The following is a 14,542-nucleotide window of genomic DNA, read 5'->3' as shown; positions in this document are numbered from 1 at the left end:
CACCGCTATCGCAGGCAAGCCAGCTCCCACATTTTGATCTCCATTGGCTTTGGAGGGTCAGTACACATCCCGACGGTAGCGGCCCTGTTCAATCAGGCGCTCTACCGCTTCACTGCCCAGAATATCCACCAACGCCTGATCCACCCCGGCCGCCATCCCCTGCAAGCTGCCGCACACATAAATCGCCGCACCCTCGGCCAGCCACTTGCGCAGCACATCCGCCGACTCACGCAGGCGGTCCTGCACGTAGATTTTTTCCTCCTGGTCGCGGGAAAACGCCAGGTCCAGCAACGCCAGGTCGCCGCTGGCCAGCCAGCCTTGCAGCTCGTCCTGGCAGAGGAAGTCGTGGGCGATGTTGCGTTCGCCAAACAGCAGCCAGTTGCGCTGTTGGCCATCGGCAATGCGTGCCTTGAGCAAGCTGCGCAGGCCGGCCAGGCCGGTGCCGTTGCCCAGCAGGATCATCGGCACCGGCGCGTCGGGTAGGTGGAAGCCACTGTTGCGACGCAGGCGCAGGCTGATGGCCGAGCCGAGGGCAGCATGTTCGGTGAGCCAGCCGGAACCCAGGCCCAGGCTGCCGTCGGGGTGGCGTTCCTGGCGTACGATCAGCTCCAGCACGCCGTCGCTGGCAATCGAGGCGATGGAGTATTCGCGCATGCCCAGCGGCACCAGCGCATTCACCAGCGCCTGGGCGTGCAGGCCCACCAGATGAGCGCGATGGGTTGGCAGTTGGCGGGTGGCCAGGGCCTGGTCGAGGGTGTGCGCCAGGTCGTCGAGCAACACGCCGTCGCTGCCGGCCAGCCCGAGGCCTTCGAGGAAGTGCTCGATGGCCCAGGGGCAGTTGCGCGGGAGGATTTCCACCAGGTCGCCGGCCTGCCAGGTCTGCGGCGAAGCTGGCGTGAGGCCCAGCAGGTAGACGTCGGAGCCGCTGCTGTCGCGGTTGAGCAGGGTGCGTTGGGCCAGGGTCCAGTTTTCGTATTGGGCGGTCGGCCATGCCGCAGCGGGGGCGTGTCCGGTCAGTTGGCCAAGCTGTTGTTGCCAGTGCAGCAGGGCGCTGGTGTCGCCGCTGTCCACTTCCACGGGGGCGAACAGCGGGTTGCCGCCCTGGTTGGTCAGCCAGAAATGCAGGCGTCGGGCGAAACCGCAGAAGTGTTCGTACTGCCGATCACCCAGGGCCAGTACCGAGTAGTTCAGGCCTTTGAGGGACAGGTCCTGGCCGAGCACGCTGCGTTCAAAACCACGGGCGCTGTCGGGCGCTTCGCCGTCGCCAAAGGTGCTGACCACGAACAGGGCGTTTTCGGACTGGCGCAGGTCTTCCTGGCTGACGCTGCCCAGGGATTGCACCTTCACAGGCAGGCCGGCCGCCTGTAATTGCCCGGCGGTTTGCCAGGCCAGTTGTTCGGCGAAACCGCTCTGGCTGGCGAAGCCGATCAGCCACGCCGGGGCATCGCTGTGGTTGGCGCTGAGGCCTTTGCGCGCGTCGCGCACTTGGCGCTTTTTGCGGCGGCGGTCGAGGTACAGCAGCCAGCCGGTGATGAAGAACAACGGCATCAGCAGCGAACTGACGGTGAGGATAATGCGCCCCGCCAGGCCGAAGTAGCTGCCGGTGTGCAGCGCGTAGACGCTGGTCAGCAGCTGGGAACCGAGGGTCTTGCTGGCGTAGCGGTCGTGGGATTTGACCTCGCCGGTGGCGGTGTCGAGGTTGAGCTGGTTCAGCGCACGGTCGTGGGGCGAGTCTTGCAGCAGGTAGTAGACCGTGGCCGGTTGCCCGGCGACGGCGGGCATGCGGATGTTGTAGGCACTCAAGCCAGGGCCGGCGCTGCTGTAGATGCTGCTCCACATCGCGTCGTAGTTGGCCACGGGTGCCGGGCCTTGCGGCGGCGGGCCGCGCTTGCGCATGCGCTCGTTTTGCGGCGCGTCGGACAGCAGCTTGGTCACGCCCTGGTTGTACCAGTCGTAGGACCAATACAGCCCGGTCAGCGCCGCCAACAGATAGGCCAGCAGGCACCAGGTGCCGAACACCGAGTGCAGGTCCCAGTTGAAGCTGCGGCCTTTCTTGCGCCAGTCCAGGGTCAGCCAAGCGCGCCAGCTGGCGACCTGGCGCGGCCAGCGCAGGTACAGGCCGGACAGGCAGAAGAATACCAGGATCAGCGTGCACGCGCCGGTGATGTTGCGCCCGGTGTCGCCCATCACCAGGAAGCGGTGGAATTGCAGGAGGAAGCCGAACACGTCCTGGCCGACCACGTCGCCCATGTAGTCGCCGGTGTACGGGTCGAAATAGCGCAACTGGCCACGGCGCTCGCCGGGTGGCGGGGTGAAGAACACGCGCGCGGCATTGCCGCTGTCGCTTTCGACGAAGAGCATGGCCACGGTCTGGCCTTCGGTGGCCTCCAGTTTGCGCACCAGCTCGGCGGGCGGCAGCACGCCGGCGTCGCGTTTTTCCACCGTCAGTACGCTGGGGTTGAGCGCCCGCAGGATTTCATCCTGAAACGAAACCGCTGCCCCGGTGATCCCCATCAAGGCCAGCACCAGCCCGGCCGTAATGCCGAAGAACCAGTGCAACTGGAACAGGGTTTTCTTCAACACGTCTGACCGCCTCGTCTATCTGGTTGTAAATGCACGGCGCGCATTATGCCGTGGGTTATCGAGAAATATTCTGTTTTACACGCAAAAGCCCCACGCATCCGATGCGTGGGGCTTTTGCGCTTTGCTGCCGCTTTTAGAAGTGGAAGCTGGTGGACAGCAACGCCGTGCGACCCGCCGCCTGGTTGGCGAAGTGCGAGGCGTAGGCTTTGTCGTAGTAGGTCTTGTCGGTCAGGTTCTGCACGTTCAATTGCAGGTCGACGTTCTTGGTCAGCTTGTAGCTGGCCATGGCGTCGTAGCGGGTGTAGGACGGTACATACACGGTGTTGGCCGCATCGCCGTAAACCTGGTCGACATAGAACGCGCCGCCACCGATGGTCAGCTTTGGCGTCACGTTGTAGGTGGTCCACAGGCTGAACGAGTTTTCCGGGGTGTTCGGCATCTGGTTGCCTTTGTTCGAACCGGTCGTGACGATGCCCAGGCGGGTGCCGTTTCTGCCTGGATCAACCAGCTCGCTTTTCAGGTAGCTGTAGCCGGCGAACACTTGCCATTGCTCGGTGATCTTGCCGCTGGCGGACAATTCCAGGCCGTCGACGCGGGACTCACCGGCGGTTTCGTAGGTGTTGGAGTCCACCAGGATGCGGGTGTTTTTCTTCTCGGTACGGAACACCGCAGCCGACAGCGACAGGCGGTTGTGGAACAGGTCCCATTTGGTGCCCAGTTCGTAGTTGACGGTTTCTTCCGGTTTCAGGTCGCTGGTGTTAATGCCGGTCGGGATGGCGTTGTTGTCCACGCCTTCACCCACCAGGCCGCCGGCGGGCGACGCCGAGGTGGCGTAGGAGGTGTAGATGCTGCCGTTTTCCAGCGGCTTCCAGACCAGGCCGGCCTGCCAGTTGAAGAACTGGCTGTCGTCCTTGACCTTGGTGCGCCCGGTGGTGGCGTTGGTGTTGGCTTCGGTGTCGAAGGTGTCGTAGCGCACACCCACGTTCAGCAGCCATTTCGGGTCCAGCTCGATGGTGTCGAACACATAGGCGGCGCGGCTGGTGGCCTTGGTGTTGGTGCCCATGTAGTTGCGTGCGACGCTGCCGGTCCAGGCATCGTCCGGGTTCGGGTTGCCCAGGGAGGTGCACTGGCCGCCCTGGCTGCCGGCAGCCACGGTGCAGTTGGGGTTGGTATTCGGGCTGATCGTGTAGCCGCTGACGCGGGTTTCTTCACCGGTGAATTCCAGGCCGGTGGAGTAGCTGTGCTTGAAGCCCAGGGCCTGGAAACTGCCAAACAGATCGGTCTGGTTGGTGGTCGTGGTCGTGGTGGAGACGCGGGCATTGGCACGACGCCACACGGTGCCGTATTTGTTGACGTTGCCTTTGCTGTCGTCCGGCTGGGTGAGGACGTAGTCCTGGCCGGTGCTGCCATGACGCAGGGTGTTTTTCAGCGTCATGCTGTCGTTCAGGTCGTGCTCGACGGAGATCGTGCTGATGTCCGCGCGGGTCTTGCGGAAGTCGCGATCCTTGAGGCCGTAGAAGTTGCTGCTGTCGCCGCCGTCGGTGGGTTTGTCGTGGACGTGGGTGCTGGTCGTGGCCGAGCCGTAGCCGTAGGGAATGCCCGAATCCGGCAGGTCGTTGCTTTCCATGTGGTAGTAGCTGAGGTTGACGCGGGTCGGGGTGCCCAGGCCAAAGGTCAGCGACGGGGCCACGCCCCAACGGTCGTAATTGACGGCGTCGCGGCCGGCGACGTTTTGTTCGTGGCTCATCAGGTTCAGGCGGAACGCGGCGCTGTCGTCGAGGAACTGGCGGTTCACGTCGAGCACGTAGCGGCGGGTCTGGTCGGAACCGTAGGTGAAGCCGCCGTTGGTGAAGTCCCGCGCTTGTGGGGTCTTGCTCACCAGGTTGAGGCTGCCACCGGCCGAGCCGCGACCGCCGAAGGACGAGTTCGGGCCTTTGCTGACTTCGATGGATTCGATGTCGAAGATCTCGCGGCTCTGGCCGCCGGTGTCGCGCACGCCGTCGAGGTAGGTGTCGCCCTGGGCGTCAAAACCACGGATGAACGGACGGTCGCCCTGTGGGTTGCCGCCTTCGCCGGCGCCGAAGGTGATCCCCGGTACGGTGCGCAAGGCATCTTGCAGCGAGGTGGCGGCGGTGTCCTTGAGGACTTGTTGCGGCACCACGGTGACCGAGCGCGGCGTGTCCACCAGCGGTGCGGTGTACTTCTGCGAGGACGCTTTTTCCACCTGGTAGGAAGTCTGGTCCTGTTCCTGGCCGGTGATGCTGGTAGCGCCCAGGGAGATGCTGTTGCGCTCGCCTTTTTGTTCAGTGTCGTCGGCCGCTTGCGCCAAGTGGGCAGCAGAGCTGGCGGTCAGGGCGACGCCGATGGCCGAAGCCAACAGACGTGGTGAACTGGCAGGTGTTTTTATTGAAGTGCGCGACATGACGTGTCCTTTCCCCAAGGATGTGAGGCGGCGGAATATAGGGCGAACACGACTTTCTATCAATTGCGATACATTGCTAATTGCGTTGAATTTACATTCTTTACACTTTTTGCTTACGGTTTTTACGATGTCATCCGTCCACGGCGTTTTACAGGCTTGATAAGAATCAATACCATTGGCGCCTCTCTGCATTCAGGTATTGCCCATGTTGCTGCACATTCCCGGCCTGTTCTCTCGTGAGGAAGTGCAGCGCATCCGCCAAGCCCTGGAAAGCACCGATTGGGCCGACGGCAAAATCACCGCCGGGCACCAGTCCGCCAAAGCCAAGCACAACCTGCAGCTGCCCGAAGGCCACCCGTTGGCCAAGGAAATCGGTGCGGCGATGTTGGAGCGGCTGTGGAAAAATCCGCTGTTTATGTCAGCGGCGTTACCGCACAAGGTGTTCCCGCCGCTGTTCAACTGCTACACCAGCGGCGGCAGTTTCGACTTCCATATCGACAACGCCGTGCGCCAGGCGCGGGGCAGCATTGAGCGGGTGCGCACGGACTTGTCGTCCACCTTGTTCTTCAGCGACCCGGAGGAATACGACGGCGGCGAGCTGGAGATCCAGGACACCTTCGGCCTGCAACGGGTCAAGTTGCCGGCCGGCGACATGGTGCTGTACCCCGGCTCCAGCCTGCACAAAGTCAACGCCGTGACCCGTGGCGCGCGCTACGCCTCGTTCTTCTGGACCCAAAGCCTGGTGCGCGAAGACAGCCAGCGCACCCTGCTGTTCGAAATGGACGGCGCGATCCAGCAACTGACCGCCGATGTGCCCGACCATCCGGCGCTGATCCAGCTCACCGGCACCTACCACAACCTGTTGCGCCGCTGGGTCGAGGTCTGACATGGGCTTCTTGCTGCGCCGTGAAGAAGTGCTCAACGTCGAGCAACTGCAAGCCATGCTCGACGACTCCCCGGTGCGCGCCGCCCAGGCGATCCTGATGGCGGCGAAGGAGGGCGTGGTGGATGCGCAGGCGCTGCTCGGGCAAATCCTCCTGGAAGGCCGTGGCATTGCGCGGGATGAAGCGCTGGGGTTGCGCTGGTTCCAGATCGCGGCCCAGGGCGGGCACCTGATGGCGCGGAATATGGCCGGGCGGTGTCTGGAGCATGGTTGGGGGTGTGCGGCTGATGAGGTTGCGGCGGCGAAGGCATACCGTTTGGCGGCTGAAGCGGGTTTGGATTGGGCGCAGTACAACTATGCCAATCTGCTGGCGACCGGGCGGGGTGTTGCCGAAGACCAGCAACAAGCGTTGAGCCTTTATCGCCAGGCAGCGGAACAGGGCCATGCCAAGTCGATGAATCTGCTGGGGCGTTATCTGGAAGACGGGCGGTTCTGTGGGCAGGACCTGGAAGCGGCCGTGGATTGGTATCGTCGCTCTGCTGAAGGCGGGGATTTTCGCGGGCAGTTCAGCTACGCGGCGGTGCTGGCGGACAGAGGGCAGGTCGATACGGCGCTGGCGTGGTTGCGCAAGGCGTTGGTGGGGGGGAATTTGAAGTTTTTGCGCACGGGGTACAAAGCACTGTTGAGCGCCGCACAGCCAGAGATCCGATCCTTTGCGCAGGAGTTTGAATTACGGATCTTTCAATTAAGCGATGAGCGGTAGAGCACTGCGGTTGTTGCCCTAGCCAAAATCACTATGATTGGAACTGATTCAGTTTTAATCATGTGTTTCGCAATGCTGCGAAGAGAGGAATTATGGGTGCTGATACCAAAGTCCTGACAGCTCACGTTCCTACGGCCCTGGCGCAAAAAGTTGATCAGATGGCGGCGCGAATGGATCGTTCGCGTGGTTGGATCGTCAAGCAAGCACTCGCCGATTGGGTTGATCTGGAAGAGGAGCGCAGCCGGCTTACTCGGGAAGCCATGGCTGATGTTGACGCCGGCTGTGTGATTGATCAGCAGGCGGTTCAAGCCTGGGCAGACAGCTTGAGTACTGATACGCCACTGCCGGTGCCCCTCTGATGGAGTTGAAGTGGACTAGCAAGGGCTTATCAGACCTGGCTCGGCTTTTCGAATTTCTTGCTGTTGTGAATCGCCCTGCTGCGGCACGCACCGTGCAGTCACTGTCCCAAGCGCCTTTGAGTTTGCTGAGTAATCCGCGGATAGGTGAGCGAGTCGAAGAATTTGAGCCGCGCGACGTAAGACGGCTTTTAGTGGGGCGCTACGAAATACGCTATGAGATTCAAGCGTCCACAATCTATATCTTGCGGTTGTGGCACGTCCGTGAAGATCGATGATTTTTGCCCATAAAAAACCCATGACATGTCATGGGTTTTTTGTTGATCGTTCCCACGCTCTGCGTGGGAATGCTGCTCCTGGACGCGTGACGCGGAGCGTCACAAGATGCGTCCCCACGCGGAGCGTGGGGACGCTCGGGCGGGGGGTCAGACGTAGAAGGATTTCAGTGGCGGAAAGCCATTGAACTCAACCGCGCTGTAGCTGGTGGTGTACGCACCCGTCGACAACCAGTACAAACGATCACCAATCGCCAGGTTCAGCGGCAGGCCGTACTTGTAGTTTTCGTACATGATATCGGCGCTGTCGCAGGTAGGACCGGCGATGACCACTTCTTCCATCTCGCCTTTCTTCTCGGTCCAGATCGGGAACTTGATGGCTTCGTCCATGGTTTCGATCAGGCCGGAGAATTTGCCCACATCCGTGTACACCCAACGCTCGACGGCGGTGCGGGATTTACGCGCGACCAATACCACTTCGCTGACCAGGATACCGGCGTTGGCGATCAACGAACGGCCCGGCTCCAGGATGATTTCCGGCAGGTCGTCGCCGAAGTCTTCCTTGAGGAAGCGGATGATTTCTTCAGCGTAGGTTTCCAGGCTGTTGGTGCGGGTGATGTAGTTGGCCGGGAAGCCGCCGCCCATGTTGATCAGCTTGAGGTGGATGCCGTCTTCTTCTTTCAGGCGCTCGAAGATCACTTTGACCTTGGCGATGGCCGCGTCCCACACGCTGATGTCGCGCTGTTGCGAGCCGACGTGGAAGGAGATGCCGTACGGCACCAGGCCCAGGTCGCGGGCGAGGATCAGCAGGTCCATGGCCATGTCGGTCTGGCAGCCGAATTTGCGCGACAAAGGCCAGTCAGCCGTGGTCGAGCCTTCGGTGAGGATACGTACATACACTTTCGAACCCGGTGCGGCCTTGGCGATGTTGCGCAGGTCGGCTTCGGAGTCGGTGGAGAACAGGCGCACGCCCTTCTCGTAGAAGTAGCGGATGTCCTTGGATTTCTTGATGGTGTTGCCGTAGCTGATACGGTCGGCGCTGACGCCGCGGTCCATGACCTTGTCCAGCTCGTAGATCGAGGCGATGTCGAAGCTCGAACCTTTCTCTTTGAGCAGGTCGATGATCTCGACGGCCGGGTTGGCCTTGACGGCGTAGTACACCTTGGCGAATTCGAAACCGGCGCGCAGGTCGTCGTAGGCCTGGCTGATCATCGCGGTGTCGATCACCACGAACGGGGTTTCTTGCTTGTCGGCGAACGCCTTCATTTTGTCAAAAGTGGCGCGCGCGAAATAGTCTTCGACGTTGATCGACATGCTGGGAACTCCTAAGGGCAAACTGATTTAAACAATGGGTGCAAATGAACGTCCTCCGTATCCCCACTTTGGTTCGCCTACTTCCCAAGGCATGTCGCCGAAAGCAAAAAGGCCACGGGAATAAACGCTGCCCTTGGCCTTGCTGTCTCGTCGTCAGTACTTGAGCCGGATGGATCGTTTCCAGCATGGACGTTCGGCGCGAACTTTAGGGCGTGAGGGGCTTGAGATCAACTAAAAATGTCGCGTTTTTGCACGCGTTCGTCGCGAGGACCCGTGCAGCTACTTATGTAATCGACCGGTGTGACGGAATGATGTTCCCCGGATGGGGCAAATCAGGGGGATTTGTGGTGTATTCATCGCAGGCAAGCCAGCTCCCACAGGGGATTGCATTCCTACAGATGAATGCAGTCCAAATGTGGGAGCTGGCTTGCCTGCGATAGCGGTGGATCAGGCCAACGCAGTCTCAGCAGGCGAAACGATACTGGTCTTGCCACCCCGGGACTTACCGGAACTCAAGTACTCGGCAATCGACTCCTGGGTCACTTCCCCCAGGAACACCCGCTCCGCATCCATCACCGGCAACCACGAGCGGTTGAACTCGTACATGCGCGACAACAGGATGCGCAAATGCTCGTCATACGCCGCCGTGGCGTTGAACTCGCGCAGGTACTGGCCACAGGTGCCGCTCTGACGGTGCAGGTCGCGACGTCGTACATAACCCAGCGCCTTGTTCTCGGCACAGGTCACCACCACATAGCGGCGGTCAAGTTCGTCCATCAGTTCCAGCGCATCGGCCACCGGGGTTTCCGGGCTGACCGACGGCGCGTTGTCCGCCGCATCTTCGGCCTTCACCAGCAACAGGCGCTTGAGCGTGCTGTCCTGGCCGACGAAATTGCTGACGAACTCGTCGGCTGGATGGGCCAGCAGCGTGTCCGGGTGGTCGATCTGCAACAGTTTGCCTGCACGGAAGATGGCGATCTTGTCCCCCAGCTTGATCGCTTCGTCGATGTCGTGGCTGACCATGATCACGGTCTTGTTCAGCGCGCGCTGCATTTCGAAGAACTCGTTCTGGATCATCTCACGGTTGATCGGGTCGACCGCGCCGAACGGCTCATCCATCAACAGCAGCGGCGCATCGGCCGCCAGTGCGCGGATCACGCCGATCCGCTGCTGCTGCCCGCCGGACAATTCACGCGGATAGCGATGCAGGTACTGCTTGGGCTCCAGCTTGATCATGCTCATCAACTCGCGGGCGCGGTCGTGGCACTTCTGCTTGTCCCAGCCCAGCAGCTTGGGCACGACCACGATGTTTTCCTCGATGGTCATGTTGGGGAACAGGCCGATCTGCTGGATCACATACCCGATGTTGCGGCGCAGGGTCACGGCGTCGAGGTCGGTGGTGTCTTCGCCATTGATCAGGATCTTGCCCGAGGTCGGCTTGATCAGGCGGTTGATCATTTTCAGCGTGGTGCTTTTCCCACAGCCAGAAGGGCCGAGGAATACACAAATTTCGCCTTCATTGACGGTCAGGCTTACATCGTTCACGGCGGTGACAGTCTTGCCGTTGCTTTGGAAGGTCTTGGACAGGTTTTGAAGTTCGATCATTTGAGCAATCCTTTTGGAGTCAGCGAGCGTTGCAGCCATTGCAGGAGCAGGTCGGCGAAGATGGCCAGGAGACTGACCAGTACGGCGCCGACGATCAGCATCGACATGTCGCTGCGGCTGATGGCAGCCAGAATCAGTACACCCAGGCCACCGGCGCCGATGGTGGCGGCAATGGTCATTACACCGATGTTCATCACCACGGCGGTGCGCACACCGGCGAGGATCACCGGTACGGCGATGGGCAGCTCGACCATGCGCAGGCGCTGGCCGAAGGTCATGCCGATGCCGCGTGCAGCCTCGCGAATGCCCGGTTCCACGCCGGTCAGGGCCAGGTAGGTATTACGCATGATCGGCAACAGGGAGTAGAGGAACACGGCGGTGATCGCCGGCATCGGCCCCAGGCCCTGGCCGAATTTGGAGTAGAACGGCAGCAGCAGGCCGAACAGGGCGATGGATGGCACGGTCAGCAGTACCGTGGCGCTGGCTTGCAGTGGGCCGGCCAGGCTCGGGAAGCGCGTCATCAGGATGCCCAGGGGCACGCCGATGAAGATCGCGAGGATCACGGCGATACCCACCAGGGTGATGTGCTGCCAGGTCAGGTGCAGGACTTGGGCCCAATCAAGATGGGAAAAGGCGTTCAGGAATTCCATGTCTTCTCCTCTTATTGATTGATCGGATGCTGGCGCAGGAAATCTGCGGCAACGGCGGAAGGGCTCTCGTGATCGACATCGACCCGCGCATTCAGCTGGCGCATGGTTTCGTCGTCGAACAGCGCGGCCAGTGGCTTGAGCTCGTCGGCCAGTTGCGGGTGGGCGTCGAGATAAACCTGACGCACCACGGGCGCGGCGGTGTAGTCCGGGAAGTAGTGCTTGTCGTCTGCCAGCAGCTTCAATTTGAAGGCGTTGAGGCGACCGTCGGTGGTGTAGACCAGGCCGGCAAACACCTGGCCGTTACGCAGGGCCGTGTAGACCAGTCCGGCGTCCATCTGCCGGGTGTTTTTGCGTGTGAGGTTCATGTCGTACAGCTTGACCATGCCGGCCAGGCCGTCGGAGCGGTTGGCGAACTCGGTGTCCAGGGCCACCAGGCGATTGGCGTTGGTGCCCAGAGCTACCGCTTTGGTCAGGTCGCTGATGCTGTTGATCTCGGGATGCTCAGCGGCCACCTTCTCCGGCAGCGCCAGGGCGTAGGTGTTGCTGAACCGCGACGGGGCGAGCCAGACCAGGCCTTTTTTCGCGTCGAGTTCTTTTACTCGGGCGTAGGACTGTTCGCTGTCGAGCTTCTCGTCCACGTGGTTGTAGGCCACCAGCGACACGCCGGTGTATTCCCAGATCAGGTCCAGTTGCCCGCTTTCCTGGGCACTGCGCGCCAGGTTGCTGCCCAGGCCGCCGGTCACGCGGGTGTCATAGCCCTTGGTGCGCAGGTACTGGGAGGTGATTTCGGCAAGCAGGGTCTGTTCGGTGAACACCCGGGCGCCGATGCGGATGACCGGTTTTTCAGCGGCTTGCGCAATACCTGCGAACAGCAGGACGCAGCCTAATATCAAGCTAAGTTTTTTCATGTCGATTCCTTTACCAAGCCTTAAGACGCGCGTAACCCGCGTTCCAGCCAGAGGCGGCTGGCCAGGGTCACCAGACCGTCAAGCAGCAAAGCCAGCAACGCGGTACACGCGGCGCCGAGCAGCAATTGCGGCTGGTTGTTCAGGGCGATGCCGGGAAAGATCAGGCTGCCCAGGCTGTTGGCGCCAATCAGGAACGCCAGGGGCGCGGTGCCGACGTTGATCGCCAGGGCCACGCGCACGCCACCGATGATGATCGGCACGGCGTTGGGCAATTCCACGCGCAGCAGGATCTGGCGCGGCGTCATGCCGATGCCGGTGGCGGCTTCTTTCAGGGAGCCCTGGACGTTTTTCAGGCCTTCGTAGGTGTTGCGCACGATGGGCAGGAGGGAGGCGAGGAACAGTGCGAAGATCGCCGGGCCGCTGCCGATGCCGAGGACGCCGAGGGCGATGGCCAGTACGGCCAGGGGAGGGACGGTGTTGCCGATGTTGAAGATCTGCATGAAGCGTTCTGCGCGCCCGACCATGTGCGGTCGGCTGAGCAGGATACCGGCGGGGATGCCCACGACAAGGGCGGCCAGCATGGAGACTAGAACGAGGATCAGGTGTGCTTGCAGGTAAAACAACAAATCGTCGCGGTACAGTTCGATCGTGTTGATGCCGATCCAGTGGACCAGCAGGGCCAGGAGAGCGACGACAACCGCTCCTCCTATCAGCCCTTTGCCATAGCGAATAGCCACAGGCGGACTCCTTTTTTCTTTTGTCGGCGAACACATTTCCGAGCGGCAATGCCATTCCTGGCTGTCGGCGAATGAGTTCGCGAAAAGCAGCTTGGTCATGTCGATAAGACGGCATGAGATCAAGCCATGAGCGCAGCCTCGTCAGGCTAACTTGCTGATTTATCAGCCCCTGTTCCGAGTGCGGTAGCAGGGGAGTGGACGTCTCGACCTTTTAAAAGGTTCCACACTTGGCAGCATTTAGCCACCCCCCATCGGGTGAACGGTGGTCCGGCGCCCGGGGTTTGCGCTATACTCGCCGCCCTTTTTTGACTCACCTGCCAGGCGATTTCCCATGACCCACCAGGCCGCCGAAGTCGCGAAACGCCGCACTTTCGCCATTATTTCCCACCCCGATGCCGGTAAAACCACCATCACCGAGAAACTCTTGCTGATGGGCAAGGCAATCGCTGTGGCCGGCACGGTGAAATCCCGCAAATCCGACCGCCATGCCACCTCCGACTGGATGGAAATGGAAAAACAACGGGGTATCTCCATTACCACGTCGGTCATGCAGTTCCCGTATCGCGACCACATGGTCAACCTGCTCGACACCCCGGGCCACGAAGACTTCTCCGAAGACACCTACCGCACCCTGACTGCGGTGGACTCGGCGCTGATGGTCCTCGACGGCGGTAAAGGCGTCGAGCCACGCACCATCGCGCTGATGGACGTGTGCCGTCTGCGTGACACGCCGATCGTCAGCTTCATCAACAAACTCGACCGCGACATCCGCGACCCGATCGAGCTGTTGGATGAGATCGAAGCGGTCCTGAAGATCAAGGCCGCGCCGATCACCTGGCCGATTGGTTGCTACCGTGACTTCAAGGGCGTGTACCACCTGGCCGACGACTACATCATTGTCTACACCGCCGGCCACGGTCACGAGCGCACCGAAACCAAGATCATCGAGAAGCTCGACTCGGACGAAGCCCGCGCCCACCTGGGTGACGAGTACGACCGCTTTGTCGACCAGCTGGAACTGGTGCAGGGTGCCTGCCATGCGTTCAACCAGCAGGAATTCCTCGACGGCCAGCTGACCCCGGTGTTCTTCGGTACGGCGTTGGGCAACTTCGGTGTCGACCACGTACTCGACGCCGTTGTGGATTGGGCGCCGAAGCCGCTGGCCCGTGTCGCCAACGAGCGCACCGTGGAGCCTGTGGAAGAGAAATTCACCGGTTTCGTGTTCAAGATCCAGGCGAACATGGACCCGAAACACCGCGACCGCATCGCCTTCATGCGTATCTGCTCCGGCAAATACGAAAAAGGCATGAAGATGCGCCACGTGCGCACCGGCAAGGACGTGCGCATCGGCGACGCCCTGACGTTCTTCTCCTCCGAGCGTGAACAGCTGGAAGAAGCCTACGCCGGCGACATCATCGGCCTGCACAACCACGGCACCATCCAGATCGGTGACACCTTCACCGAAGGCGAAGCGCTAGGCTTCACCGGTATCCCGCACTTCGCCCCGGAACTGTTCCGCCGCGTACGCCTGCGCGACCCGCTGAAATCCAAGCAACTGCGCCAGGGCCTGCAGCAACTCGCGGAAGAGGGCGCCACCCAGGTGTTCTTCCCGGAGCGCAGCAACGACATCATCCTCGGCGCCGTCGGTGTGCTGCAGTTCGATGTGGTGGCCAGCCGCTTGAAAGAGGAATACAAGGTCGAATGCTCCTACGAGCCCATCACCGTGTACTCCGCGCGCTGGATCGATTGCAGCGATAAGAAGAAGTTGGAAGAGTTCTGCAACAAGGCTGTGGAAAACCTCGCGGTGGACGGTGGCGGTCACCTGACCTACCTGGCGCCGACCCGGGTGAACCTGGCGCTGATGGAAGAGCGCTGGCCGGATGTGAAATTCCGCGCGACCCGCGAGCACCACTAAGGGCTGAGCGGTAAAAGAAGGGTGAAGCTGTGATGGCTTCACCCTTTTTTTATGCCCAACACAAATCAAAACTGTGGGAGCTGGCTTGCCTGCGATGGCGGTGTATCAGTCGCCAATGTGCAAGCTGATCC

At 61.3% G+C, this 14,542-nt stretch carries 12 protein-coding genes; 5 read left to right on the top strand and 7 right to left on the bottom strand.

From position 1 onward, the window contains the following. Nucleotides 1-57 precede the first annotated feature (57 nt). The gene (locus tag B348_RS0119430; protein WP_017737744.1) at nt 58-2,583 is read right to left on the bottom strand and encodes a sulfite reductase flavoprotein subunit alpha; all 2,526 of its coding nucleotides are present in this window, start codon (nt 2,581-2,583) and stop codon (nt 58-60) included. A 133-nt stretch (nt 2,584-2,716) separates the two neighbouring features. Then, complete coding sequence (locus B348_RS0119425; RefSeq protein ID WP_026136912.1) at nt 2,717-5,005, bottom strand: TonB-dependent siderophore receptor; 2,289 nt, start codon at nt 5,003-5,005, stop codon at nt 2,717-2,719. Nucleotides 5,006-5,210: 205 nt separating this feature from the next. Between B348_RS0119425 and B348_RS0119420 the strand changes: the two genes are divergently transcribed. The 4 genes from B348_RS0119420 to B348_RS1000000131130 all read left to right on the top strand — a co-directional run bounded on the left by B348_RS0119420 (nt 5,211) and on the right by B348_RS1000000131130 (nt 7,285). Beyond that, the gene (locus tag B348_RS0119420) at nt 5,211-5,891 is read left to right on the top strand and encodes a Fe2+-dependent dioxygenase (protein WP_017737742.1); all 681 of its coding nucleotides are present in this window, start codon (nt 5,211-5,213) and stop codon (nt 5,889-5,891) included. A 1-nt stretch (nt 5,892) separates the two neighbouring features. Next, entirely contained in the window at nt 5,893-6,651 is a 759-nt protein-coding gene (locus B348_RS0119415; protein ID WP_017737741.1) for a tetratricopeptide repeat protein, read from the top strand. A 92-nt stretch (nt 6,652-6,743) separates the two neighbouring features. Further along, nucleotides 6,744-7,010 (top strand): CopG family ribbon-helix-helix protein, encoded by a 267-nt coding sequence (locus B348_RS0119410; RefSeq protein ID WP_017737740.1) that lies wholly within the window; start codon nt 6,744-6,746, stop codon nt 7,008-7,010. Next, on the top strand, nt 7,010-7,285 hold the full coding sequence (locus B348_RS1000000131130; protein WP_081609265.1) for a type II toxin-antitoxin system RelE/ParE family toxin: 276 nt from the start codon (nt 7,010-7,012) through the stop codon (nt 7,283-7,285). The genes B348_RS0119410 and B348_RS1000000131130 overlap by 1 nt, the downstream gene beginning before the upstream one ends. A 147-nt stretch (nt 7,286-7,432) precedes the next feature. Here B348_RS1000000131130 and B348_RS0119405 read toward each other — a convergent pair whose 3' ends face one another. The 5 genes from B348_RS0119405 to B348_RS0119385 form a co-directional block, all read right to left on the bottom strand. Next, nucleotides 7,433-8,596: a type III PLP-dependent enzyme gene (locus B348_RS0119405; protein ID WP_010213203.1), complete on the bottom strand. Its 1,164-nt coding sequence runs from the start codon at nt 8,594-8,596 to the stop codon at nt 7,433-7,435. A 447-nt stretch (nt 8,597-9,043) separates the two neighbouring features. Next, the gene (locus B348_RS0119400) at nt 9,044-10,201 is read right to left on the bottom strand and encodes a betaine/proline/choline family ABC transporter ATP-binding protein (protein ID WP_017737739.1); all 1,158 of its coding nucleotides are present in this window, start codon (nt 10,199-10,201) and stop codon (nt 9,044-9,046) included. Continuing rightward, nucleotides 10,198-10,851 (bottom strand): ABC transporter permease, encoded by a 654-nt coding sequence (locus tag B348_RS0119395; protein ID WP_017737738.1) that lies wholly within the window; start codon nt 10,849-10,851, stop codon nt 10,198-10,200. Before B348_RS0119395 ends, B348_RS0119400 begins: the two co-directional genes overlap by 4 nt. An 11-nt stretch (nt 10,852-10,862) precedes the next feature. Next, nucleotides 10,863-11,759 carry a glycine betaine ABC transporter substrate-binding protein gene (locus tag B348_RS0119390; protein WP_017737737.1) on the bottom strand — a complete coding sequence of 299 codons (897 nt, stop codon included), beginning with the start codon at nt 11,757-11,759 and terminating at the stop codon, nt 10,863-10,865. 20 nt (nt 11,760-11,779) lie between these two features. Further along, nucleotides 11,780-12,532 (bottom strand): ABC transporter permease, encoded by a 753-nt coding sequence (locus tag B348_RS0119385; protein ID WP_242551407.1) that lies wholly within the window; start codon nt 12,530-12,532, stop codon nt 11,780-11,782. Nucleotides 12,533-12,827: 295 nt separating this feature from the next. Here B348_RS0119385 and B348_RS0119380 point away from each other — a divergent pair, with 295 nt between their 5' ends. After that, the gene (locus B348_RS0119380) at nt 12,828-14,411 is read left to right on the top strand and encodes a peptide chain release factor 3 (protein ID WP_017737735.1); all 1,584 of its coding nucleotides are present in this window, start codon (nt 12,828-12,830) and stop codon (nt 14,409-14,411) included. Nucleotides 14,412-14,542 lie beyond the last annotated feature (131 nt).

The organism is Pseudomonas sp. CBZ-4, assembly GCF_000346755.1.
Classification (GTDB): domain Bacteria; phylum Pseudomonadota; class Gammaproteobacteria; order Pseudomonadales; family Pseudomonadaceae; genus Aquipseudomonas.
Note: the sequence above shows the minus strand (reverse complement) of the source record. Positions and strands in the feature narration are given on the sequence as shown.